General features: G+C 40.3%; 19 protein-coding genes. 4 read left to right on the forward strand and 15 right to left on the reverse strand.

The window, feature by feature from the left end; translation table 11 throughout:
- Nucleotides 1-220: 220 nt before the first annotated feature.
- Both G631_RS0102075 and G631_RS0102080 read right to left on the reverse strand, forming a co-directional pair.
- Nucleotides 221-1,255: an NAD-dependent epimerase/dehydratase family protein gene (locus tag G631_RS0102075; protein ID WP_026488032.1), complete on the reverse strand. Its 1,035-nt coding sequence runs from the start codon at nucleotides 1,253-1,255 to the stop codon at nucleotides 221-223.
- Nucleotides 1,256-1,261: 6 nt separating this feature from the next.
- On the reverse strand, nucleotides 1,262-2,674 hold the full coding sequence (locus G631_RS0102080; protein ID WP_081671191.1) for an MATE family efflux transporter: 1,413 nt from the start codon (nucleotides 2,672-2,674) through the stop codon (nucleotides 1,262-1,264).
- Between the two features lie 127 nt (nucleotides 2,675-2,801).
- Between G631_RS0102080 and G631_RS19830 the strand changes: the two genes are divergently transcribed.
- Nucleotides 2,802-3,650: an AraC family transcriptional regulator gene (locus G631_RS19830; protein WP_026488034.1), complete on the forward strand. Its 849-nt coding sequence runs from the start codon at nucleotides 2,802-2,804 to the stop codon at nucleotides 3,648-3,650.
- A gap of 203 nt (nucleotides 3,651-3,853) precedes the next feature.
- Here G631_RS19830 and G631_RS0102090 read toward each other — a convergent pair whose 3' ends face one another.
- Complete coding sequence (locus tag G631_RS0102090) at nucleotides 3,854-5,767, reverse strand: carboxylesterase/lipase family protein (RefSeq protein WP_026488035.1); 1,914 nt, start codon at nucleotides 5,765-5,767, stop codon at nucleotides 3,854-3,856.
- Between the two features lie 262 nt (nucleotides 5,768-6,029).
- On the opposite strand from G631_RS0102090, the gene G631_RS0102095 reads away from it, so the two are divergent.
- On the forward strand, nucleotides 6,030-6,326 hold the full coding sequence (locus G631_RS0102095; protein ID WP_026488036.1) for a hypothetical protein: 297 nt from the start codon (nucleotides 6,030-6,032) through the stop codon (nucleotides 6,324-6,326).
- Between the two features lies 1 nt (nucleotide 6,327).
- Here G631_RS0102095 and G631_RS0102100 read toward each other — a convergent pair whose 3' ends face one another.
- Complete coding sequence (locus G631_RS0102100) at nucleotides 6,328-7,503, reverse strand: hypothetical protein (RefSeq protein WP_026488037.1); 1,176 nt, start codon at nucleotides 7,501-7,503, stop codon at nucleotides 6,328-6,330.
- Between the two features lie 142 nt (nucleotides 7,504-7,645).
- Between G631_RS0102100 and G631_RS20855 the strand changes: the two genes are divergently transcribed.
- The gene (locus G631_RS20855; RefSeq protein ID WP_155833856.1) at nucleotides 7,646-7,816 is read left to right on the forward strand and encodes a hypothetical protein; all 171 of its coding nucleotides are present in this window, start codon (nucleotides 7,646-7,648) and stop codon (nucleotides 7,814-7,816) included.
- Between the two features lie 80 nt (nucleotides 7,817-7,896).
- On the opposite strand, the gene G631_RS0102110 is transcribed toward G631_RS20855, so the two are convergent.
- The 8 genes from G631_RS0102110 to G631_RS0102150 all read right to left on the reverse strand — a co-directional run bounded on the left by G631_RS0102110 (nucleotide 7,897) and on the right by G631_RS0102150 (nucleotide 18,808).
- A complete protein-coding gene (locus tag G631_RS0102110; protein WP_026488038.1) occupies nucleotides 7,897-9,087 on the reverse strand; it encodes a pectin acetylesterase-family hydrolase in 1,191 nt (396 codons plus the stop codon).
- 13 nt (nucleotides 9,088-9,100) lie between these two features.
- Nucleotides 9,101-9,766 carry a DUF6320 domain-containing protein gene (locus G631_RS0102115; protein WP_026488039.1) on the reverse strand — a complete coding sequence of 222 codons (666 nt, stop codon included), beginning with the start codon at nucleotides 9,764-9,766 and terminating at the stop codon, nucleotides 9,101-9,103.
- Between the two features lie 5 nt (nucleotides 9,767-9,771).
- Nucleotides 9,772-11,037, reverse strand: coding sequence for a hypothetical protein (locus tag G631_RS0102120; RefSeq protein WP_026488040.1), 1,266 nt, complete (start codon nucleotides 11,035-11,037; stop codon nucleotides 9,772-9,774).
- A 4-nt stretch (nucleotides 11,038-11,041) separates the two neighbouring features.
- On the reverse strand, nucleotides 11,042-13,744 hold the full coding sequence (locus G631_RS17705; RefSeq protein ID WP_081671192.1) for a right-handed parallel beta-helix repeat-containing protein: 2,703 nt from the start codon (nucleotides 13,742-13,744) through the stop codon (nucleotides 11,042-11,044).
- A gap of 1,015 nt (nucleotides 13,745-14,759) precedes the next feature.
- Nucleotides 14,760-15,911, reverse strand: a complete 1,152-nt coding sequence (locus G631_RS0102135) for a GGDEF domain-containing protein (RefSeq protein ID WP_026488041.1) — start codon at nucleotides 15,909-15,911, stop codon at nucleotides 14,760-14,762.
- A 136-nt stretch (nucleotides 15,912-16,047) separates the two neighbouring features.
- Nucleotides 16,048-16,320 (reverse strand): hypothetical protein, encoded by a 273-nt coding sequence (locus G631_RS0102140; RefSeq protein ID WP_026488042.1) that lies wholly within the window; start codon nucleotides 16,318-16,320, stop codon nucleotides 16,048-16,050.
- Between the two features lie 45 nt (nucleotides 16,321-16,365).
- Complete coding sequence (locus G631_RS0102145; protein ID WP_026488043.1) at nucleotides 16,366-18,018, reverse strand: EAL domain-containing protein; 1,653 nt, start codon at nucleotides 18,016-18,018, stop codon at nucleotides 16,366-16,368.
- Between the two features lie 97 nt (nucleotides 18,019-18,115).
- Entirely contained in the window at nucleotides 18,116-18,808 is a 693-nt protein-coding gene (locus G631_RS0102150; protein ID WP_026488044.1) for a YggS family pyridoxal phosphate-dependent enzyme, read from the reverse strand.
- A 221-nt stretch (nucleotides 18,809-19,029) separates the two neighbouring features.
- Between G631_RS0102150 and G631_RS0102155 the strand changes: the two genes are divergently transcribed.
- Nucleotides 19,030-19,941, forward strand: a complete 912-nt coding sequence (locus G631_RS0102155) for a PilZ domain-containing protein (RefSeq protein ID WP_026488045.1) — start codon at nucleotides 19,030-19,032, stop codon at nucleotides 19,939-19,941.
- A 10-nt stretch (nucleotides 19,942-19,951) separates the two neighbouring features.
- Here G631_RS0102155 and G631_RS0102160 read toward each other — a convergent pair whose 3' ends face one another.
- The 3 genes from G631_RS0102160 to G631_RS0102170 all read right to left on the reverse strand — a co-directional run bounded on the left by G631_RS0102160 (nucleotide 19,952) and on the right by G631_RS0102170 (nucleotide 24,332).
- Nucleotides 19,952-21,268, reverse strand: a complete 1,317-nt coding sequence (locus tag G631_RS0102160; RefSeq protein WP_026488046.1) for an MATE family efflux transporter — start codon at nucleotides 21,266-21,268, stop codon at nucleotides 19,952-19,954.
- A gap of 437 nt (nucleotides 21,269-21,705) precedes the next feature.
- Nucleotides 21,706-22,689 (reverse strand): hypothetical protein, encoded by a 984-nt coding sequence (locus G631_RS0102165; protein WP_026488047.1) that lies wholly within the window; start codon nucleotides 22,687-22,689, stop codon nucleotides 21,706-21,708.
- 560 nt (nucleotides 22,690-23,249) lie between these two features.
- On the reverse strand, nucleotides 23,250-24,332 hold the full coding sequence (locus tag G631_RS0102170; protein WP_035789107.1) for an Rpn family recombination-promoting nuclease/putative transposase: 1,083 nt from the start codon (nucleotides 24,330-24,332) through the stop codon (nucleotides 23,250-23,252).
- Between the last annotated feature and the right edge of the window lie 194 nt (nucleotides 24,333-24,526).

Here is a 24,526-nt window from a genome sequence, read left to right on the forward strand (position 1 = left end):
CATGTTCTAAATAGTTTCCATCTTTTTGCGCCATTTTTGTATATATTAGACAAATTCATTTTTTCTTTTTGTGACATATCACAATTGCAATAATCGAGTAGCTGACTCCTACTCGATTCTGCACACAGACATAGAAACAGCGCGAACCATAAAGGTCCGCGCCATCTCTTTAAAAGGTGTATTCAATTATTTATTCTGAAAGCCTCATAAAAAGAGGCTATCATACGTTACCAAGAAGTTCTTCTCTTGCCTTGTCTAATGTAGAAATGACCTTGTCGCAGAAGTTGTCAAACTCAGGATCTTCCTCGTATTTTTCAGGATGAGAAAGAACATAGTCAAGAGCTATCCTGACTCCTTTGTGGAAAGGCACAGTTGTTGTAAGCGTAGGAGAAAGTTTTTTTACCTTACTATTGTCAAATACCACGGATACTGACTTATCTCCCATAAGGCTTCCTCTAAAGTCATAGCCGTATTTGCCTCCTATATCACTTAACAGATCTGTAGTAACGTAATAAGGCTTTAGCTCAACTCCAAGGGCATCCGCTATAGTCTGATAAATCTGATTCCAGGTAAGGACCTCATCTCCTGTAATCTGGAAAGCCTCACCAAGAGCGTGGCTATTTCCCATAAGCCCGATAAAGCCAACTGCAAAGTCGCTGTTAAAGGTAAGGTGCCATAGAGAAGATCCATCTCCCTGAATCAGAACCTTTTTACCCTGCTGCATACGCCTTATAACCTGATAAAAGCCCTTATTGCCATGAACCCCAAGAGGAACACTCCTCTCGTCGTAAGTGTGACTTGGTCTTACTATAGTTACAGGGAACTGCTCTTTTCTATACTTTTCCATTAGGAACTCTTCGCAGGCAATCTTATTTCTGGAATACTCCCAATATGGATTTGCAAGGGTTGTTCCCTCTGTGATGATATAGCTGGATGCGGGCGTATTATAGGCAGATGCAGAGCTTATAAAGATGTACTGCCTTGTCTTATCCTTAAAAAGCCTGTAATCTCTTTCTACTGCGCTTACATCAAAGGCTATAAAATCGCTCACAACATCAAACTTCATTCCATCTAGCTTCTTGGCAACATCCGCTTCATCACCAATATCAGCAGTGATCTGCTTTATACACTCTGGTACTTCTGCCTTACGATTTCCCCTGTTTAAAAGATAAACCTCCCACATAGGATCCTCAGCTAGCTTTCTGATAATTCCCATACTGATAGTTCCTGTGCCGCCAATAAACAATGCCTTCATTTTAGGTTACCCCTCCTTAAGTAGTCTGTGTCTTTTCGTATTGATCATGCCATCTTGGCCCCTCATTTCCCGAAGTCTTGGCATAAGTTCAATATAAAATGCATATCCGTTTACCAAAAGTGCTCCTATCCATGCACTGATTTCTGCGTAAGCAGTTGCTGTAAAACCAATCCTTCCGATGAAAAAAGATATAGTAAATATCCTAAGTACCATCTCAAGTATTCCAGAGAGCATAGGCAGCATTGGCTTTCCCATTCCCTGCACTCCGCTTCTTACTACAAATAGCGTATCTACGCAGATAATCATTATTCCGCATCTTGGCAGAAACTTGCACACAAGATTTATCTGATTCTGACCAGTTAAAAGAATTAAAGCCAGTGGCCTTGCCGCGAACACCATAAGTGATCCCAACAGAATGTAGGCTGTTGTCGAAATTAAAAGACAGACCTTAAGTCCCTCTTTTATCCTGTCAAACTTACCTGCCCCATAGTTCTGACTTGTGTAGGCTGTCATGGCGTTGCCCGCTGTAGAAGCCGGATTCATGAAAAGATTCAGGTACTTGCTGCAAGCTGCATAGGCTGCAGTATATACAACTCCGTAGCTGTTTACAAAGGATTGGACAACCATACATCCAACTGCTGTTATGGAATTCATAAAGGCCATAGGAAGGCCATTTTTAAGTAGTTCGTAGAGATTTGTATTCTCCCTGTCAAAGTCACTCCTCTTAATATGTATCTCAGGAATCTGACTTAGTCTCCTAATGCAAATAAAAGCTGAAACTACCTGAGAGCATATTGTAGCAATTGCTGCCCCTTCTACCCCAGTATGCAAAAGGAAGATAAAGAAACTGTTAAGGCCAAGATTAAGAATTGATGAAACAATAATGGCCTTTAAAGGAGTTCTGCTATCACCAAGGGATCTGAGGATTGCAGCAGATATGTTATAGCAGATTCCTGCTGACAGGCCGCCAAACACTATATAGCCATATTTTAAACTATCGCTCATTATGACCTCATCTGTCCTTAAAATTCTAAGTGCATGAGGCAAAAAGATAACGCTAAATGCCGTAAGTACTACGGATAGCATAGCGCCAAGCTTTACAATTCCAGCAAGTCTGGCCCTTAGTTTCTCCATATCCTTGGCGCCATAGCTCTGTGCCACAAGCACGCCAAAACCATTGGCAAGTCCAAAAGAAAAGCCAATAATCAGGAAAAACAATGATCCCATGTTTCCAACTGCAGCTAGTTGGTCATCTCCAAGGCCTTTTCCCACTATCCATGTGTCAGCAAAATTGTAGAACTGTTGAAGCATGCTGGTCATTAAAAGTGGCCAGTAAAAGGCCATGATCAGCTTAAAAGAGCTTCCTGTAGTGAAGTCAATCTCCTTCTTCGCAAAAGTCTTATTTGCAGTATTTTCCATAGTAATCTCCTCAAAAACGCAGACCCTCAAAACACAATTATAGGTCTATGAACATACTATTCTTGTTCTATGAAAAAAAGAATCTAAAACTTGGCAAATATTGCCCAATTTTTGTTATTATAGAAATATGAATACTATAAAAAAAGAAACAATTAAATTTGGCATTTTTGCTGAGATATCAATTACAGAAGAAAATAATAACCCCAAGTCCTTTCCTTCCCATTGGCACAACGCCCTGGAATTTACCATTGCCAGAAAGTCTGGTTGTAAATACAAGGTTGAGGGCAATCTTTACAAGCTTGAAAAGGGCGATGTTCTTTTGGTGTGGCCGCAGCAGATCCATGAAACTGTAGACATTCCTCAGGATGGAGCTCTTTTTACCCAGTTCTCATCTGCAATCCTAGAGAGCAACCTTGATCTGGTCTCTATGTCCAAGCTAATATATGAGTGCCACTACATTTCAGCCAGTGAGCACCCTGAACTTACAAGGCATATCGCGGACCGGGTTATGGAGATAAAAAATATCAGAGATTCCTCCGACCCTTTCACAGAGACCAAGTGCAAGCTTTGTATCTACGATATTCTCGTCAATATAGGTGAATTTGTTTTAAGAGAAAGAAAAGATGACATACCAGATGGCTTTACCTCAGGCGCTGCCTACAGATACATCCATGAAGCCTGCAATTATATAGTTGAGAATTCTACAGAGAATATCTCTCAAAAGGATGTGGCTGAAAGTATCGGTCTTAGCACCTTCTATTTTTCCAAGATATTTAAGAGCTATATGAACATGTCTTTTCCAGCTTACCTATCAAGTGTAAGGGTTAGAAATGCCACCAAGCTCTTGTCAGATGCAAACCTTTCTATAACAGAGTGTGCCTTTATGTCCGGCTTTCAATCAACTACAGCTTTCAACAAAGCCTTCCACGATATAACCGGCCACTCTCCAAGGGAATATCGCAAGCTCTACCGCTGATATAGAGCAAAAGTCCGGCGCTGTAAGTATCAAGGCAAGAATGCACGATATTTTGCGACTTTTAAACCACGGAGTCGAAACCTATCAATCTCAAGTGCCTATGCACGCAGAGATTGATGCTTAGGATTCGATGGAGTGCTTGGTTTAACAGGAGCAAAAATTGTGTATTTGCCGATGATACTTAAAGCTCCGGACTTTTTATCTTATTTAACCCTTGAATCCATGAATTTATCGATAACTTTATAGATTTCATTGTTGGGGTCGTCCACCATTTCTATGGTTGTATCCAGCCTAAGGAGCTTGTCCTGGCCTTTTTCTCTCTTTTCCCATACTGGAAGTGTCTCTGTGCTCCTTGTTCCGTCATCGTTTATGATAAATCCGTTAGGATCACCGCTATAGGCAAAGTTAATGAGATAGCTCTGCATAATCTGAGAGAGCTTGTAGTCCTCTTCATCATAAAGCCCTGGGTGTCTCCACAGATTGCCATATAGATAAGGGAGTTCTCCTGCATGGTAGTTAGAAAGCATATTGTTGGTCTTGGTAAAATAGTACTCGTATGCGGGTCTGTTATGACTTACCATATAGTTATTCCATACATAGTGGGAATAAGAAAACCACATCGCGCTATAAGCTACGTTAAGCGCACCCTTGGCATCTCCCATGGCATCAACTATAAAGTGCTGATCCCTTTGTGGAAGTGTTGATGGCACAACCTGGGCCATTTCATTAGCATACTCATTTATATCTTCAGAAAGAAGATCAACATAATTATCCTGGGTTGCCTCAGTTGATAGCAAAAAGGCGTCTGCTTCTTTTACGTTAAAGCCATTAAGTAGGGCCTTTTCGTGGTTACGTCCCTTCTCATAAGTTAGATATGGCTGTTCTGTTATGGCATAGCCATCTACTGTCATAGAGCCATTTGATGTCTTAGTCTCAACAAGCTTGGAGGCAGGTATTTTTCTGAGTTCTTCAGAGGTTGTAACTCCAAATTCTTCTCTGACTTCTTTTCCTGTTTCAAGGGCTTCTCCGTAATATCTGAAGGTATGAAATGGCTCTTTTGCCGCAATTCCGCTGGACTCAGCTACTGCATAGTTAAAAAGTCCCTTGGAAAGAGGTGATACGCAGATAGCATTGACGCTGGATGATCCTGCTGACTCACCAGCAATTGTGATCCTGTTCTTGTCACCGCCAAAGGCTTCGATGTTGTCATAAACCCACTGAAGAGCAGCTATCTGATCAAGAAGGCCATAGTTACCTGTTGTTCCATTTGAAGACTCATTAGCAAGGTCTTCCGCTGCATAGTATCCAAATACTCCAAGCCTATAGGCGCAATTTACAAATATTACTCCCTTGGAAGCCAGAGTTTCTCCTCTATACTCTGTGTATGAGGACTGTCCGGTCGTAAGAGAACCTCCATGGATATAAAAAACTACTGGAAGAAGCTCACTTCCTGCTTCCTGTGCAAACTTTTCTGTATCAGCAGGTGTAAAGACATTAAGATACAGGCAGTCTTCAGAAACTTCCTCAACATATTCATCGCCAAACTTTATCTGGTAATCATGCCAGCCAAGTATGTGAGATAAAGAATCCATAAATACCGAACCCTGTGTCTGCATAGCTCTTGGGCCAAAGTGATCAAAGGCTCTTATACCTTCCCAAGTGTTAGGGGCCTGAGGCTCTTTAAATCTAAATTCTCCAACCGGTGGCTTAGCATAAGGAATTCCTGCGTAAACCTTAACAGAATGATCCTTGTTGTACACTCCAGTTAGCTTACCCTGATCTATTGTAATTACATCTGTCACATCAGGGTTTCTGACCTCTACAGCTGGAACCCGCTTTACTGGCGGCTTTGTAAGCAAAGCGTTTATCACCAGAACTACAGCAAATACTAAAAATGCAAGAAGGAGTTTTTTACCGCCGTAGGATTTCTTTTTCATGACTTTATTGTAAAAATCATCTTCTTTTGGTATAGCCTTTTTGCTCATATATCCGTATACAATCATGACCACTGTGGCAATAATTCCCACAAACCAGCCTATCAGCATATTCTTGGATAGTTCCAGGAATGCGATATATAGGATACCAATAAGTATCACCGCAATATAATAACCTATCATCTGAATGATCCTCCGAAATTTCCAAACGTCGATTGCATACAATTATATTTTATAATTCAAAAATTATCAACTCGCATATCTCAAATAATATTTCGGATGATTGCCATATTCGTTTAACCATTAGTTCGTAAATGTTATATAATATAACTGTGAATATATTTGTAGAATCGCGAAATTGACGTTAGTCATGGAGCAATTCGTATATCATATAGGTGTCATAAGTCAAAAATACATAGGAAAAATAAAAAGGAGACCGCACATTATGTCATTAGGAAGAGAAGACCTTATCCACTCACTTGCAAAATCCATGGGAATGGGTGACGCCCAGAAAGCCAAATATACTGCAGGTAAATACAATGCTGAGACTGGCAATATCTTCTGCAATGGCCATGTGATCACCAAAAATACTATTGAACAGTCCCGTCTCTATTTTCTGAATCAATACAGAAAACTTGCCGGCAGAGATGATGAGGGGGCTAAAGATCTTGCTAATATCTATGAAGTTGCTCTAGAAGCTATAAATATGATGGTAGAAAGCGGCAAGCCAGATACGCCTTGACCTACTCTCCCACTGCCTCGTAGGCTGTGTAATAAGTTTCTATCCTGTCAAACTTATAATAAGCATCGCCCCTTATATAGGCGCTGCTTCCTGGGTCGATTGTCACTTCGCCGCCATTTTTAGGAATCATCCAAATGCAGTCCACAAGCTCTTCTCCGTCAAAGAACAAAACATAAGCATCCACCTTTGCTCTTTTCTTTGTGGTATTTTGAGCAGTCACAACTGCTGAATTCTCAACTATTTCTCCAAAAACTGAAACGCCGTCATAGAGATTTCCCTCATAGGGATCTCTTTTGGTTACCAGAAATTCATACATGGAAGGCAGAGTCCCGTTAAGAAGCCTTTTATCAAATCTTCCCTCCAAGACAAAAGTCTCTCCCTGACTTACTACCTCAACAGTCTTATTGGAAGTTGCAAGTTCATTGCCATCCCCATCTCTAGCAGTAAAAAGGCACTCAAATCTGCAGTCGTTTCCTGTCTCATTCTTAAGAACCAGGATTGGATTACAGTTGTGGTAGTCCTCTCTAAAATATTGCCCAAGGATCCTGACTCCAAGAGGAAGGCCCCCGTAGGAAGGCATATCATCGTCTGAAGCGCCTTTTTTATCACTGCCATAATCATTCTCAGCTTTGGCGCTCTCATCTAGGCTGTCTATACTTTCAAAGATGCTATTTGGATCTATCTCAAGAGCAATAGCATCTGCAGTACTTGTACTGGCAGCCATGTCAGAATTTTCTTCGGCATTGTTGTTAAGTGCCTTTTCATCCAGATGCATTCCATCATCGTCTACCACTACGCCATCGCTGACATAGTACATCCCATCTGGATTTTCTGAGACAAGCTCCGTATTCTCACTAGCTGCCTCATTCGGGACCATAAAACTAACATCCAGGCCTAACCTGCCGTAATTGTCATACATGATCTGGCTAATTGCATTAAGCCCCTTAAGTTTTTCATAGGGAAAAGATAAACCAAAACTATTTAGATACATCACAATCGGAAGCAGTATCCCGGCAAAAGAAATAGCCAGGGCTCTTACTGTACGTATAGACTTCTCTTCTCTGATGCAGAGAATATTCAGAATAAAAGCCATTATGGACGGAATTATCCCTACAACAAAAAAAGAGCTAATTAGACCCAATATAGAAATTATCAGAGCAATTGTTGTTATATGCATGAAATTCCCTCTCATTTTCTGTGCATATTCTACAAAAATTATTTCAAAACAAATGTCAATACTTGTATCTATATTTTTTTGTACTACAATATATTGTAGTTAAGAAATGATTTTTATTTCGTTTTTGAGGAGGGTGTGAATTATGAGTAATGTTGCCGATATTGAGGCTCTTGATTCAAGAGTTATACGCAACATCCTTCGTTCTATGGCTAATGAGCACTGGTCAGTAGCTGAGGCTTTGGATGAGTACGATATACCTCAGCAGCTTCGCAGCGAGTATGAAGCTCAGATTGAAGAATGTTTTGTCGACTAATTCATATAGACCACTTGTTGGCCGCCGCAAGGCGGCCTTTCTTATTCGCTTCTTGTAAGATTCTTTGTTATGTTCTTACTTCACTCTTGTTTGAGAAGATCCATCCCCACATCGTATACCTTGCCCTCACAGGCATCAATAAGCCATTTGGCCATGGTAATTCCCTGTTCAGTAAAAAGAAGAAAATGCGGCTCGCGGACACTAGTGTGAACTGTGCCGCCCATAGTAATAAAGGGAATCTTCCAATCATCTATGAACATGCCAAACTTTGGCGTGATCTCCTTTAGCTCTTTTACCATCTGGATGAGCTGATGATAATATTCATTCTGAACATCCTGATCTGTCTTGTACTTCTTGCGGATGATATCGTTATAATAGGCACTCAGAAGGTAATCATGTGTAGAACTTGAATAAAGATATCTGAACCTGTCACCATGCTTGGCATAGAGGGCTCTGTACCAGTCCAGAGTTATATTATCCCCGTGAATTGATTTCCAGATGGAATCCTTGGTCTGCCAGATGTTTCTTGCAGTCTTTCTCCAGTTCTTGTATAGCAAAAGCCCGCTATCAGAAAATAGCGTAATATTAGAGGTCTTAGGGTAATAATCATCTGCTATCTCAGATGCCAGCGCGGGTACTGCAAAAGCTCCCGCCGAATTTCCTGCAATCAGGATGCTCTTTGGATTAGGGAAAAGAGCTTTCGACACCTTCATACTCTCAAGGAAATTTACATACCCATGGAAATGAAGTATGTTATCGCTGCCATCCTCACCCTGATATGGATAATCATTGCAGCCCACATGGAAATCCCCAGTGGCATAGGTAATAACTACAAAGCTCCAATTCTTGAAGGGATTCTTGTCTGACATGATATCAGTGATCCCCACGTTTATGTTCATGATCTGGGTAAAGGGTCTTAAATTATTCCAGTAATAGTTGGGAAGCCCTGCTGCTACCTTGCCTCCAGTCACTGGCCGTGCAGCCATGTACTCGTTATAGGCAACACCGCCTCCTGATAAAAAAATGCAGAGCTTGTCAGGATCTGCTTTTTTGACATAGATATGGTACTCTGACCCATCTCCCGACAGTCCCTTTTCAAGAGGTACCTTGTACCAGGTCATTTCCTTGGGATCACTGGGGAGATTTTCTGCCTTGAAGCTACTCTCTTCTATTGCTCTGCCTATTCTGTTTTCAACGTAATCTCCAACCTTAGACGCAAAAACAATTCCGCGCTTAAAGTTATTTTTGTTGATCTTATCTTTTAATCCCATATTTCTCCATGCATCAAAGGTTGAACATTTTTTGCGCAGCCCGTTTAAGGTCTGAGAACCTGAAAATGATGAGGGCTGCAATGAGTATGAGGTACACCATGATCACCGCAACTGCAGGCCAGGTAAATGTGTTCATACCATTTCGAATAAAGATTATCTGTGAAAGAGCCATGAACAGATCAAGGACCAGATATAGAATATACTCATCAAGTCTTAGCTTGAGTACCTTGGCAGTAATAATGGTGGCTATAGCAAGTCCAAAAAGTGTACTTGGAACCATCCACATTACGCTCCAACCGTGGGGGCCTGTCTTAATATCAACGTAAACATCAACAATTATGGCGACCACCACCTCAAAGGTTATTACCTTTATCAGGTTATTCCTAAGGTACATTGTGGTTATAAATGTGATCCAGGCAACTAAAAATCCCAGCATCATAATGCCAAATACGGGATATATCTTTTCCGTCTGAATATTTATAGTTTCAAAAATAATTTCTGAAGCAATGAAGATAAATGTCACCATCTTAAAAAGTGTGATGTTACTGATCTTTTTCTTTTTAAGAGTAGGGAAAGGTGCCTCAGGCTCGCCATCAATCTGGCGAAGCTGTCCCTGGCACAATGGGCAGCACTCCTTGCGGCCTCTTATATTTACCTTACATTTAGGACAATACTGCATTTAACTTACTCCTTGTCATAGTCATTTGTTCCAAGCTCTACTTCAAGCCCCATTTCCGTAAGGCACCTGAAGAAATTGAGCATACTCTTATGAGTCTTGTAGGGAGATGCTTCTCCAAAGGTCAGTCTATCCTTGTAGGAGCAAACTGTGATCTGCTGGCTGGCAGCTGTCATAAAGGCGCTAAAGCCGTCAATATAATCAGCAACCTCCTCTGGCATTTTGATCTGTCCAAGATTGGACATGGAGCTTGTAACGCCCTTCTTGGCAGCCCTGTCAAAATAGCCGATTCCAATATCCTTTATAGGAAGCGGGATCATCTTGATACCAATATTATGCTCAAGTGCAGCATAGGAATTCATTGTCTTTTCAATACTCTCAGGAGAGAGTTTTTCTTTAAAATCCTTATCAACCTTGGCTATGATGCTCTGCATATCTCCGTTATAATCTGCAGGATCATAGTCGATGTTTATTACGCCAAAGAAATTTCTGCTGGTGCCGGATTTAAAGTATTGCCTTAGGTTAACAGGTACACTTACGACTATATGCTTCTTTTTCTGTGCCCTGTTCATTCCCTGAATAATGGCTTTTATGTAGACTGAAACGCACATAACTCCGACTGTTGTTTTATACTCATGTGCTATATCAAGGAACTTACTGGCTGATATAGTTCCTTCTATCAGATGTGGCAAAAGATTATCATCTATCTCACCAGTTATCTGATATGCCTTAACTGATCTCATCTCCTTGAGCTGCTTGAGCCCTCTTTGCTTGCTGTAAAAATCATCGAAGGCATCTACATTTTTTTCCTCTATAGAGAAATCATCAGTAGGCTTGATCTCTGCATCTATGCCATGCTTGATCACAAGATATCTTGTGAGGAGATTTTTGAAAAACATAAAGGCGCCAGTTCCGTCAGCAAGAACATGGAACATTTCAAGATTAATCCTGTTGTTATAGTAATTAACCCTGTAGAGGAGGTTCTTGCGGCCCGGAATATATATTGGCTCGCAAGCCGGAGTATTCTCCTCTTCAACCTTTACCCTTAGGTCAGTCTCCTCCAGATAGTACCAAAAGAGTCCTCTGTGCAGTACACAGTTGAAGATAGGGAAATCCTCTATTATTTCGTCCAATGCTCTCTGAAGGATGTCTTCATCAACCTGCTCCCTTAACTGACAGGTAAGTCTAAAGACCCTGGTATTGGCTCCCTTTGCTGTTGAAGGTACGATCTTGGCAGCATTATCAAGTTCGTACCAGTTTCTACTTTTTGCCATTAAATCAATTTTCCAACCTTTCTGTCACCACATCCATAGAGCCTCTGCTCATGCGGTATATTACATCTTCTAAAGATATGAATTTCTTATTTCTAATGAATTTAAGGTACTTGGGAGTAAGCCTCATTTTTATTCCCTTAGCTTCTATCTCACTATTGACCTTGCTCTGTATAGTCTCGCAGGTATCTGCAGCATCATGAGTCATGCTCTTACTAAGGATGCACAGAAGCGTTCCTGCAGTACGGACAAGTCCCTCTATATTTGGCTCATCTGAAACATCAAGGGACTGCAAGGACCCAACAGACCATTTTTTCAGGTTATGATATATTCCATACTCAAGATCAAGCTCTACAAGTCTTTCGTTAGTTCCATCATAGAGCCAGACTTCATTGCCCTTTACAAACATGTCACTTACCTGGAAAAGACCTCCCTCAAACGGAAACTTGATATCGCAGGATTCACAGCCTGTAAGAAGGACGTTTGAATTGATCTCGCTTACTCTGCTTTCATTTTCAAACTCGTCCTCATCGATGGTAAAGTTTGGTTCCTTTATTTCTTCAAGGTCAGGAGCTTCATCTTTAGGTTCTACGTAGATAGTCTGTGACTCCTTTACTTCTTCAAGGATTTCCTCGTCGCTTTCTTTCTTTTCAGAGATTCTCTTTTTCTCCTCATAGCGGATCATATAGGAGCCAAAGCCGGGAGTCTGAACGGTAAATCTGTCAGTTCTACACTCCTCAAAGGGGCCAGCTACAGGGTGGATTCCCCTCTTTCTGCCAAAATAGTCTCTGTCAAAAACAAGTTCAGTGCCATCCGGATTTTCAAATCTTGCCTCAGGTTCAAAGGCAACTCCTAGAACAGACGAATTGACCGGAGAAGAAATGTTCCTTGGCAGGAATTCATAAAGATTTGTGTGAAGAGTGTATCTTCCATCCTCTTCGTCTACATAAAAACTTATCTTGTGGTCCTTGTCCACGTGGCATTTCTCATTATCACAGGGTCTAGCACCGTTAAAATATGCATTTCCTGACAGATAAACTGGCAGATGGTCATAATAGTGGTCTTTTGACCCTTTATCTTTTTCTGCTCCCTTATAGAAGCCTGAAAAATACTCCGGAGCAGAAGGATAATTATTGTACACACTTGTTCCGCAGATAAAGTTATTCTTGTCTATTGTATCGAGGTTCTGTGAAACGCAGTACTCCAGAAGATCCTGTCTTACAGTCTTCTGAAGGAAAATGTTATTGTAGAATCTCGCATCGCCATGAAGAATAGTCATAAAGCCAGCTATCTGAGTAGAATGCGGCACATGATATGGCGTATATCTGTTTGTTGCAAATCTCTTTCCTGCGTTGTCTGTGCCATTTCCTACATAGGTAAAAGAGCCAGCGATGAGATTATGTACAAAGGCGATGCCCTGAGTACTAATCCTGCAGGCTATATCTGATAATAGCAGGTTATGGTCGATAATTGTAGGTCCGTGCGAAACTTCAACAAAAATATCTTCTCCAAGGGATAAGCCTGAATCTATGATTGTTCCCTGTGGCGGCACATTGTCATGAAGGAAGTTCTGAGTAACCCTGGTGCCCTGAGCTTCCCAGTCAAGCCAGATTCCCCTTGTACAATGATCTATGTGATTGCGTTTTATCACAGTATCAATAGGAGCATGAAGCTTGATGCCTGCAATCTCGGCCCCTGCCAGGTTATGCTTGTTGTTTATATTATGAATATGGTTATCTTCAATAACGCTAAAGGCTCCGCCAAGATGTCCTACTATGCCCGTCTGACCACAGTCATGGATATCACAGCGCCTTACTATGTGGGAGCCTACTGTTTCTTTATTCCAGCCTTCATTAACTGCCTGACATACACTATCTCTCTGGGTCTGCGTGCCATCTTTTATCCAGCTGGTAGTCCACTTGTTGTTATTGCCCTTCTGATAATACTTGCCAAGGGAAATACCACTACACTTGGATTCCGAAATATCGCAGTCCTCAATTATCCAGCCAAGAGCCCAGTTAGGGCCTATCATTCCTTCCTGGAATGCTGTTGGTGGTGCCCACTGCGTAGCTGCACACCTGATTGAAAAGCCAGAAACTGTTATGTAATTTAGTCCCTCTTTTTCAGGGAAAAAGCAAGCCTTTCGCACTGAAAATTCTACATTTTCTATATTGGGATTCTTGCCTTGGAAATTAGCATAGATAACTGTCTCGTCATTTTCCTGAGCTGTAAACCATACATACTCAGAAAAGGCGGGATCCCAGGATCGCTTATCTGCTGCTGGATGCATGCAAGTATTTAGATCAAATACTTCATACATAGACTTGCCATTTAAGTAGATATCTCCTGTGTGGGGCGGATTCTCCTGATTGCTGAACCAGTCCCCATGAACTACGTCTGTATAAGGATTGTAGCTTCCAAAAAAGCTATTGGGAACTCTAATGCGCCAGAGGTTCTCAAACTGTTCCCAGCCTCTAAGTTCCTCTGCTCCTGTGATTATTGCTTCTTGTCTAGAAGTGCTGATATATGTGATACGTTTATCCTTCGTACCTGAATTGGCTGGTTTTACCCATTCTCTGTAAATTCCAGGGCCAACAAATACTGTATCGCCTGCGCTTGCAAGGTTAGCAGCTTCCTGAATGGTCTTGAATGGGTGCACAGCTGTGCCATCACCGCTTCTTAGAACATTACCTGCTACATATATCTGCATATTAACCCCCTTTTGTAGTTATGATGCCTGAAATCCAGCTCTGTGACCAGAATTTGCAGAACACACAATTATTGCTCTGTGACCTATCGTCACTTTCGCAATACTACATACATATAATATACAAGTATAATTATAGCATGTTTTAAGAGCTGATGAAGAGTAATTCCAGCCTGCAATTATACGAAAAGCTTGTTATTGTCATTTGCATATAAGCTGCTTTCTAACTGATCCTTGCCCGCTATTATACGAAAAACTTGTTACCACCACTTTCGTGTAAGCCAACTAACTACCTTCTAAGATTCACCTTATATGCAAATCTTGTTTTTGCAGTTTTCATGTAAGGCCTTTTCCTGGTGCTATTACACGAAAGCTCTGTTATTGTCATTTGCATATAAGTCACTCTCTAACTGATCCTATCCTGCTATTATACGAAATAACTTGTCACCACCATTTTCGTGTAAGCCAGTTCCCTACCGCCTGAGATTCACTTTATATGCAAATCTTGTTTTTGCAGTTTTCATGTAAGTCCTTTTTCTGGTGCTATTACACGAAAACTCTGTTAATGGCATTTGCATATAATCTAAAAGTTTGCATATCCCCTCTCCCCTTAGCTGCAGATTACTGTATACTAGTACTATGCACACAAACACACATTATCTAGTTGGAGGGGGACTTTATGGCACGAATGAAATATATATATGCAATTGCAATTCTTGCAGGATTCATCCTGGCTGGGCTGCTGATTAGCATGATTGGGAAGTTATTCTGAAGCGAAAGAATAATAGGCTCCATAGCGGAACATATATTATCAGCGAAGCATCATAACAATATCTGGATATTAGTAGGCTGACACCTACTCGATTATGCACACAGGCATTCTGTACTTCGTGCTCCATGTCTTTACGACCGGCAAATGAATTTGTATGCACGCATGCCTTCGCTTACCGGTTTTGCGCAACAAAAAATTGCTCCATAACAAACTTATGGAGCAATTTTTATAAGCAGGTATCACAACTCAACCTGCGCTTAATTTCTTTTGCTTGTAAAGATCAGAATCAGCTCTAGCGATAAATGATTGAATTGATATAGGCTCTGCAAAATCGTATTGAGCTATGCCAACGCTGACTGATACAGAGTACTTGAGATTATTGTCACTTGTAATTCTTCTGACATTAGTCCTGATCTGTTCTGCAAGCCAGGTAGCTTCAGCTCTGTAAGCCATTTCTGCAACTATAATAAATTCATCTCCGCCATAGCGGGATACAAAGAATCTGTTTCTAGGGCCCTGACATGCATTCTTGATAGCATTAGAAATTCTCACAAGAGCTCTATCGCCTTCCACATGTCCAAAAGCATCATTTATACTTCTGAAATTATCCACGTCCACCATCAATAGGAAAAGAGATAATCCCGGCTCAGCATTTCTCATCTTCTGGGTCAGATACTTGTACATCTGAGTCCTGTTGTTGATCTGAGTGAGTGGATCTAGAGAAATAAGGCTGTCCTGTATTGAAGTATAAATATAAAAGATTGCTGCTACTGCTCCATAGCACAGAAGCGGAACTCTCCAGATTATAGCCTGCAAAAGTCCCATGACAATAGGCGCAATAGGGAAAAATCCAATTGTAAAATAAATACTTCTCTCAGCGTACTTGTCCTTGGCAAAGGCTCTATAAAATGCCTTGACCGAAGCTGCAATCATATAGCCAAAAGGAACAATGATCAAAAGAACATACAGCTTACCATTAACAAGTTTGCCTTCATCATCAACATAATACGCAAGTCCTGTTCTGTAGGCGGTCACACAAAGAATAGTTGAGAACCAGACCGGAATACTAAGAAGAAGCTTACCCGGATCATTTTCTACAGCCTTGTCATTCTGAATAGCCTCAGACAACAAAAACCACTGATATGCAGCAATGCTAAGAAGTACATAGGTAAAAATATTAGATAGATACAGCATCTGTCTGGTGGTGGAAATAATTCCGCCATCAACAATTGCCCAAAAGACTTCTGCAAGAAAATACAACATCGTAACAAAAGTCAGATTTCCAAGATAGACCTGTGAAAGCTGCTTATTAACGCCATGTTGTATTTTAAAAAGTATTATCCCCAGTAGGAAAAAACAAGCTAAATATGCTTCTATATAAAATATTACGTATCCCAAAGTAAAACCTCCAAGCTGTCAATGCGTAAAAATTATTTTAGCATGAATTTTTTTAGTTGTGACAATGTTTATGCATTATTTATACATTGTTTATAAATAAAAAATGAAGCGTCCAGATTTCTCTTAGACTCTCCATTCATGCTCCGCCTGCCACAGCTTTAAGTGCTTCAAACTCTGATTCATACACGCCTCCCATTGCTTCCAGATCTTCCCAGGTATACCATGCCCCACTTAGCTGCACACCTCTTATTGAAATATCAGTACATATCACCATAAAGGGCTTGTGATTGACCACAATATAGCAGGTTCTGTTAAGCCCAAAAGGCGTCACAAAAACGTGCCCTGTCTCAATCAGATGATTAAGCTGATCTATTGTTGTACTCTTGGATAGAGGTTGTGTTTTTAACATATTATCTCTTCCTATCTACTTAAATACTGGTACTTTCACTCTTATCTATTCTTTAAATAGGGGATGAGAAGTGAAATCATCTATTGAAAGAGGCTTTGAGTAGTGATAACCCTGCAAATGGCTCGCGCCAAATCCAAGAAGCATCTCCCTGACATCACCTGTCTCCACGCCCTCAATAGTAGTCATAAGCCCAATATTGCTGGCGCACTCGATGGTTGCCCTTGCAACTATCCTTTTCTTTTCATCTTCATCAATTCCATCGACAAAAGCCTTATCGATTTTAATTCCAGCTACTGGCAAAAATAGCAAAAGCTCAAGAGCCGAAAAGCCTGTTCCAAAGTCATCTATAAAAGTAAGTATTCCCTGACTTCTTAAGAAAATTATCTCATTTCTAATGAAATTCTTATCAAGTACACTGCATCTTTCAGTAAGTTCAACCCTAAGATTTTCAGGCGGATAATCCAGCTCCTTCAATATTTCAAGCAGGTCTCTTCTAAAATTTTTTCGTTCAAGCTGTGTATAAGAAACATTGATACTAAGAGTAAGTTCAGACCTTACCGAAAGAACTTTTTCCTTCCAGTATTTCATTGAATTTCTGGCAATCCAAAGACCCAGATCATAGAACAGAGGATCATCTTCAAGCCATCCTATAAACTCGCCAGGAGAAACGCTTCCAAAAGGATTTTTCTGCCATCTTACAAGAGCTTCTGCACCCTTTAGCCTCTCCTCCCTGGCGCTTACAACAGGCTGATAGACAATAGAAAAGCCTTCACAATCATGGCTTATGCAATTTCTAAGAGCATTTAAAAGAACCAGTCTCTCATGGCTCTTATCCAGGTTGCTGCTTCCAAATACGCATAGTTCACCATGTCTGTCCTTCATAGACTCATCAAGTCCCAGAAGACCATTGGAAAATACTGTATGCTCATCAATATTAAAGTTCATTACCTCTGTGCAGGAGCCGCCTAGAGTAATTGTAACATTCACTCCTTCCACAGCAATTGAATTCCTGCAATAGTCCACTAGTTCAGAATATATCTCTTTTATCTCCGAAAGATTAAGCTGGGTTGAAACAAGTGCAAACTTGGTTCCTCCAGCGTGATAAACCTCTGCATCATCAGTAAATTCCAAGAGTTTTTCTGCAAAGGTCCTAAGTATCTTATTTCCAAACTCATAACCATAGACATTGTTAAACTCGCCGAAATTATACATTCCAACAAAAAGAATGTAGTATCTCTGACTCTCATCCTTAAGATCAGCAAGAGTATCAAGGAGCTTGTCCTTGGTATAAAGAGCTGTAACACTGTCATATTCACTGGCTATTCCGTGATTATCTATCGTTCCTGCAAAATATAAAGGCTTTCCGTCATCATCTCTTATAACCGTTCCCTTACAGGTACAGGCTACATACTCACCATTTTTGTTCATTGCCCTGTAAACCATGTCATGAGACTCGCTTTTTCCCTCAAAAAGATCCGCGATAGACTGATGGTACCTGCTCTTATCCATAGGATGAATATGTTCTTCCCAGATTTCTCCAGCATTTTCCATTCTTTCTGAAGGCAAACCAAACTCCTCCACGCAGCTTTTGGACCACCTGGAAATGTTTGTTTCCATATCAGTTAGAAAAACGTATCTACCTTTTGTCGAACTGGCAAAGGCTTCAAACACTTTAGATAAAAGAGCTACCTTGTCCATATTTACTCCAAAAAATAGCCAGAATAGTATAAATTCATTATACTATCTGGCCTAATTAGTGTAAATTCGTTTATGTTTATTTAATATTTCAACTAATTTATTTAGAATAATTTCGTTCACCGAAGATTCCAGTGCCCACTCTTACGAAGGTAGCTCCCTCTTCTATGGCTACCTGATAGTCTCCAGTCATGCCCATTGAAAGAGTATCCATTTTAACACCAGGTATATCAAGAGTGTTTATCTTATCCTTGAGTTCTCTAAGCCCCTTAAAATACACTCTGTTGCTCTCTGGATCATCAGTATATGGTGCAATTGTCATAAGACCTCTTATGCATAAATGCGGCAGAATAGATATTTCTTTTACGAAATCAATCACCTGTTCCGGCGCCAGGCCAAACTTGGTGTCCTCACCTGCCATGTTGACCTCTATCAGAACATCCATCACCAGATCATGCTTGGCAGCCTGCTTCTCTATTTCATCCGCAAGCTTCCTATTGTCAACTGAGTGGATCATGCAGGCAACTCCAGGAAGATACTTGACTTTATTGGCCTGAAGATGGCCTATCATATGCCAGTCAAGATCTTCTGTGATCTCAGCAGTCTTGTCCCTTATCTCCTGAACCTTATTCTCACCAAAAACTCTTATGCCGCAGGCCATGGCCTCCCTTATGTCGCTGACAGGCTTGGTCTTGCTGACTGCGATAAGCGTAACCTCGCTTCTATCCCGCCCAGCCTTGTCGCAGGCCTTTTGTATGTTCTTCTCTACTATTTCCAAGTTTTCTCTAATCATAGTCACTATCGCTCCTGAATTATTATCTAACAAAAAGCACAGTTTAGAGCGCATTTTAGTCTAAGCTGAGGCGTCCTAACTGCTTGATAAAAAACCATGCACATTATATCATAGATAGTAGGAAACTCGAAAGTTTATATATCTTTTCACTAGTCAATATTGTTCTACGCCATTGGATATGATAAAGGAAATCAATATCGCACTACATATGGGGGACAGTCATGAATATCAACGATATTGCCGCAGGATCACAGATCAGGATCCACGCTTCCATAAATAATCACAACATAGTTCTTATGACAGAGGCCATTTTCGGCATTAACGCAGGGCTTCTTTGTAAACCCATGGAATATTTTGGCAAATATATGCAATTTCTAGAGCCCTCCAAGGTTCAGATCCGCAACAAAAGAGATGGCCGCATCTATAAATTCATGTCCACATCTATAACCCCCGTAAAAACGAGATATGGAAACTTCCACCTTATCAAATGCTCCTCTGCTCTGGAGCCGGAAAACTCCAGAAAATCCGAGCGTTTTTCACTCGAGAAGGTAGGTCTTTTTAGAATAAGTGGCAACTCAGCTACTCTTCATAACTGTATCGTCCATGACATCTCAATGCGTGGAATGTCCATTATTATAGATAATAATTCAAAGTGCAAGGTTGGGGATCGCATCGATATTACCTTTAGATATGGAGAGCTTCTCCATCAATATGAAGTAACTGCAGAAGTAGTCAGGATGTTCACTGTTTCTGGCCGCCCTGCCCTTGGCTGCAGTATCGCAAATATGAACGTAGACATTATCGGGCTTCTCAATGCTAAAAAGAACGAGAAATACGGCCTTTCAGAATCCAGCATAACCGCTACTGCCCCTAGCACTGACACTTCAACAAATCTTAATCCTGAAATTTCCAAGGAGCAGCAGATCGTGGAGGTTGAAGAAGACCTGGCCCGCCAGCTGATCCCGGAAAAGGATTCTCCTCATAGAAAAATAAGTGCTAATCCCTTAGATCCTGCAAACCTCGAGCATATCTCCCGCAAGGAGCCAAAGACCTTACGCCAGCAGCGCAAGGAAGCCCGCATGGCAGAACAGGCCAAGGCAATTGAGAATCTACTTGATCTAAGAGATGTTTGATGTACTGTGATCATTTGATTGTCTTGAAATATAAGCCAAATGCCACAATTGTGGTCAATATATCTGCCACAAACTGGGCAAGAATAACTCCATTAAAGCCCATAAGGCCCGACAAAATAACTATAACGGGCAAAAATACAATCCCCTGCCTGCAGGCTGATAAGATAAATGCACCCATGGCCTTGCCTGTTGCCTGAAATGTACAAATGACGATAAGGCAAATCCCCATAAGTGGTGCCCCAAAAAGCTGCAGAATCAGCATTATTCTTCCGGTTTCTATCATTGCGGCATCTGTCAAAAAGAACGACAGGATAAACCTTGAAAATACTGAGAGAACTATAAGGAAAAAGAGCCCTGTTCCGCCAGTCAAGATCATTCCAAATCTGATGATTTTCTTTAAACGTTTTTTAAGTCCAGCTCCGTAGTTATATCCGATCAGAGGCTGTCCGCCAAATGCAAGTCCCACAATAACAAGAAGTGCAATATTAACAATCTTAAGCACAATACCCATTATGGCTATCTGCGTTCCCCCGTAGGGCTGCAGAAACCTATTTGTAAGCGTGATTCCTACTGTCTGCATAAGGTTGGTAATGCTAGATGGAAGGCCAATAGCAAGAACTCCGCAAAGCGTTGCCCCATCAAGGCTCAAGTGTTTTATATCAAGGGACAACACCCCACTCTTTTTACAAATGATCACCACAAAAAAGGCGTTTGTCACAATGTAGCCTATAACCGTTGCAATCGCTGCTCCTGCAGCTCCAAGTCCCATGGAAAAGATAAAAATAGGATCCAGAATTATATTTACAACCGTTCCAATCACAGAGCCTATCATTGATTCCAAAGCCATACCCTCTGCTCGCAAAAGATTAGATGGAACAAGAGCAAAAATGACGAACACTGATCCCAAAATCAGCCATGAATAATACTGCTCAGCATATACGTAATTCTCCGTCGTTGTCCCCAGTATCATTAGGATTTTTCTTTTAAATACCAGCATAAATACTGTAAAAACAAGTCCTGTGACAATTGCAGAGTAAAAGCAGAAAGTACTCTTTTTCCTGGCGTCATCATGATCATGAGCGCCAAGAGCCCTTGATATCACTGAGCTTCCACCAATTCCAAAAATATCTCCAATAGCAAGAAGCAATGTAAATAAAGGTGCGCATAGTGATATTCCAGCAATCAGATCTGTGTTTCCTGTTAGCGCTATAAAATAAGTGTCCACCAGATTATAAACCAGTGTGACCACCATTCCCATCACAACCGGCAGTGCCATCTTCATATAAGCCTTGGGAATAGGGGCATTTTCAAATAAATCGTTCTGCATGATGTTTTCTCCTAAAAAAAGAAACCCATAACCTCTGGGATTATGGATTTCCGTACCGTGGCAGGCTACGCCCGCCCTACTATCATTATAATGTTTACAACGTGGCTATGTTAGCACGGAGATACTGGAAAGTCAAATATGAGATTTTCCTCCATAAAAACTATTCATCCAGAATAATCTCTAAAGCATTCTCTACCTTTAAGTTATCAGCAAAAGATATACCGCAAATAGTATATGTTTTCTTCTAGGGAAAATCTCTCCATGCCGCAGATAGTCATGGATTGTAATTGAAAAAAAGAGCTGGAACTATAAACATAAGTACATCAAGCACAATAAGCATGTCTTAAAAATTCATCCTCTGTATTACCAACTAAAAAACTCCTAACGAAAGGTATCTTCATACCTTACATTAGGAGTTAATTCTATTAAGAAATATATTATTGCTTTATCTGCTTCCTCAGCTTTTCAAGTTCTGCCTTAAGAGAGGAAACCTCCTCTTCCAATTCCGCATTCTCATCAGAAAGCTTCTTGCGTTCTGCTTCGCCTTCCTTGAGTCCTTCAGCCTTACCTTCCTTGAGCCCCTCAGCCTTACCCTCATGGAATATTCTGATCTCCGGTAAATCTAAAACTTTGCCGCCCATAATACCACCTACCTTATCCTGCACTTTGTCATGCTTCATCGTAAGCTTGTAGACAACTTTGTGTGTTAACCTAATGATAACATTGTGAGATAACGCTGACAAGTTGCCTTTCTCAAGTTCCCGGTCAAGTCGATCAATAATATCCCTGAACACATCAGCCAACTTTTCAGTTCTATCTTCATCTTCATTGATTGCCTTAAACTCACTCTCAAAATTAAAAATGTAGAATGGAATCATCATATATAGGCGGTTCTCAAATATATTATCAATAGAAAAATCAGAGACCTTTATTATCTTAACGTCGTAGTTCACTTCTCCATTAGGCGTCTCAATTATGATTTCTGCTCTATCCGGCGATGTTGACGATGTTCTCAATAAGATTAGTCCTGTATAAGGGAATCTTACTCTTAGAACATTACCCTCACTCTTACTCTTATCTAGAGCAGTCTGAGTATCATACTCAAATATCCTTACAAGAATAGACTGATCATACGGTCTACTTTCACATTCCAAATGATAATTCTTACTAACATCATCTTGTGTGATTTCGAAGTGTGAATCAGTAATTCTCTTCTCATCAGACTGATCAGCATGCTCCACAAAATGCTCATTCCTTAGTCTTGTGATCTTGGCAGTGTTATCATAATTCTCATTATAAAAATAATTCACAAATGGAATTACAATATCATCGCACTCCGTCTCCATTGTCCTGTATGCATCATCATAAGCAAATTCTGAATAAAGTGGTGATGTCTTTTTGTCTTTGTTGTCTTCTTGCATAAACATATGTCTCCTTCAAAATATATTCTCTCCATCATTGAAATTGGCATTTGCAAGAACTGCTCCGCCTCTCCAGATTGGAAAAAAGATGCTGCAAAGATTATCACAGCTTGTCTAGGATAGCATATGCAAAAATATTGTTCAAGGATTAATTCCTAATGTAAGATATGAAATTGTCAAGGAGCATGGTTATTTATTCACACACTTTTCAGGGTGTGCGGTACTAAATGTTTGAAGAGTTAATTTGCTCTTTGCTTTTTCTCTACTATCAAATATAATAACTTTCCAAAGAAGCGAGTTTGTTACCGTACAGCTATTGCTTAAGCGGGTTGCTTGCTTCTTTTTTGTATTTACCATATCGTAAAGATACAACTTACCACTTCATATGCCGCAGATAGTCATGGATTGTAATTTAAAAAAAGAGCTGGAACTATAAACATAAGTACATCAAGCACAATAACATGTATTAAAATTTCTCCTCTATAGTGCCAAATAAAAAAACTCCTAACGAAAGGCATCTTAATACCTTACATTAGGAGTTATTATCAAAAATTTCTTGATCAAGCTTTTATTACATTTTCTGACTCATCATGTAATTTAGCATAAATCTTATCAGCATCATAGTCAGGAGCATACTCAATTGCAGCCTCAATTATCTTCTGTATATAGCCAAGATCTTCCTCGAATAAGTCAGCAATCTTCTCAGCAGTCCAGCCTTTCTGAAGTTTACTACAAACCTGTTTTATCAACTTGGTTTCTTCGCCAATACTTTGCCCTATCTTTTGCCCAATCTTTCGCCCTATCCTACGCTCTTCCTGAACATTGACAGTAGCTTTAAAGTTTGCAAATAAATCACTCATATGACGCTCCTTTATCTGACTTACAAAGTCCTGAACCTCATTCTCCGAAACATGATGCTTTCTTAGTAATACTGCCACTACTCTAGCAAGTACATCTAATACATCTTGAGGTGCATTGGCAGATAGATTGTCCAAATAGTCCTTGGGCAGATTCAGAGAACTAAACTCTTCAGTATCCCTTATCTTGTTCAGAATCATAAGAAGTGATAATCCATCATTCTTCTTAATTAGTTCATCGTTCCCATGATCAGCAGTATTAACCAGGTGATATTCATAATTCGGTATATATGGACTAAAAATGTCACTCAGTGCTACCCTGCTTTTTAACGTCCTATTCGCAGTCCAGCTACTTTCACCATTGTAATACACAATCGGAAAAACAGGTGGATACTTAAAACCTTTAAGCTTACTAATTCCCGATACCCGCTTTTCTTCACGCCTTTCATAGTCGTCCCAAATGTAGACCATGTAACGCAGTATCTGCATACTTACATTATAATCTACGCTGGATTTGTGTTCAATCAGGGCTATGAAGATTTCTTCACCTTCTTTAACCTTTACCCTTTTGACAACATCAGCATTTCTCTCTTCTGTAAACATTGGAATATAACGCTCTGTAACATCTGTTATATCCTCTGGTTTTACATCTTTTAGCAGATTGATTCCAGAATAATCACGTAGTAGCTGCGCACATAGTGTTGGATTTTCAAAAATAAGCTTAGCACCATTATCCTCAGCTTTTGAATTATGAATCTTATTGTCCAATGTTTCGTTATCTTGCATACACATATGCCTCCTTCAAAATATATTCTCTCCATCAATGAAATTGGCATTTGCAAGAGCTGCTCTGCCTCTCCAGATTGGAAAAAGATGCTGTAAAGATTTTCACAGCTTGTTTAGGATAGCATATGCAAAAATATTGTTCAAGGATTAAATGAAGAAAAAAGATACTTGGAAATCTCCAGGTATCTTTTTTC

The organism is Butyrivibrio sp. XBB1001, from assembly GCF_000424505.1.
In the GTDB taxonomy this organism is placed as follows: domain Bacteria; phylum Bacillota; class Clostridia; order Lachnospirales; family Lachnospiraceae; genus Butyrivibrio.

Coding starts and splice junctions, on each gene's coding strand:
- G631_RS0102075 (WP_026488032.1), bottom strand. CDS start 1,255: ATGAAGGCATTGTTTATTGGCGGCACAGGAACTATCAGTATGGGAATT.
- G631_RS0102080 (WP_081671191.1), bottom strand. CDS start 2,674: ATGGAAAATACTGCAAATAAGACTTTTGCGAAGAAGGAGATTGACTTC.
- G631_RS19830 (WP_026488034.1), top strand. CDS start 2,802: ATGAATACTATAAAAAAAGAAACAATTAAATTTGGCATTTTTGCTGAG.
- G631_RS0102090 (WP_026488035.1), bottom strand. CDS start 5,767: ATGATAGGTTATTATATTGCGGTGATACTTATTGGTATCCTATATATC.
- G631_RS0102095 (WP_026488036.1), top strand. CDS start 6,030: ATGTCATTAGGAAGAGAAGACCTTATCCACTCACTTGCAAAATCCATG.
- G631_RS0102100 (WP_026488037.1), bottom strand. CDS start 7,503: ATGCATATAACAACAATTGCTCTGATAATTTCTATATTGGGTCTAATT.
- G631_RS20855 (WP_155833856.1), top strand. CDS start 7,646: ATGAGTAATGTTGCCGATATTGAGGCTCTTGATTCAAGAGTTATACGC.
- G631_RS0102110 (WP_026488038.1), bottom strand. CDS start 9,087: ATGGGATTAAAAGATAAGATCAACAAAAATAACTTTAAGCGCGGAATT.
- G631_RS0102115 (WP_026488039.1), bottom strand. CDS start 9,766: ATGCAGTATTGTCCTAAATGTAAGGTAAATATAAGAGGCCGCAAGGAG.
- G631_RS0102120 (WP_026488040.1), bottom strand. CDS start 11,037: ATGGCAAAAAGTAGAAACTGGTACGAACTTGATAATGCTGCCAAGATC.
- G631_RS17705 (WP_081671192.1), bottom strand. CDS start 13,744: ATGCAGATATATGTAGCAGGTAATGTTCTAAGAAGCGGTGATGGCACA.
- G631_RS0102140 (WP_026488042.1), bottom strand. CDS start 16,320: ATGTTAAAAACACAACCTCTATCCAAGAGTACAACAATAGATCAGCTT.
- G631_RS0102145 (WP_026488043.1), bottom strand. CDS start 18,018: ATGGACAAGGTAGCTCTTTTATCTAAAGTGTTTGAAGCCTTTGCCAGT.
- G631_RS0102150 (WP_026488044.1), bottom strand. CDS start 18,808: ATGATTAGAGAAAACTTGGAAATAGTAGAGAAGAACATACAAAAGGCC.
- G631_RS0102155 (WP_026488045.1), top strand. CDS start 19,030: ATGAATATCAACGATATTGCCGCAGGATCACAGATCAGGATCCACGCT.
- G631_RS0102160 (WP_026488046.1), bottom strand. CDS start 21,268: ATGCAGAACGATTTATTTGAAAATGCCCCTATTCCCAAGGCTTATATG.
- G631_RS0102165 (WP_026488047.1), bottom strand. CDS start 22,689: ATGCAAGAAGACAACAAAGACAAAAAGACATCACCACTTTATTCAGAA.
- G631_RS0102170 (WP_035789107.1), bottom strand. CDS start 24,332: ATGCAAGATAACGAAACATTGGACAATAAGATTCATAATTCAAAAGCT.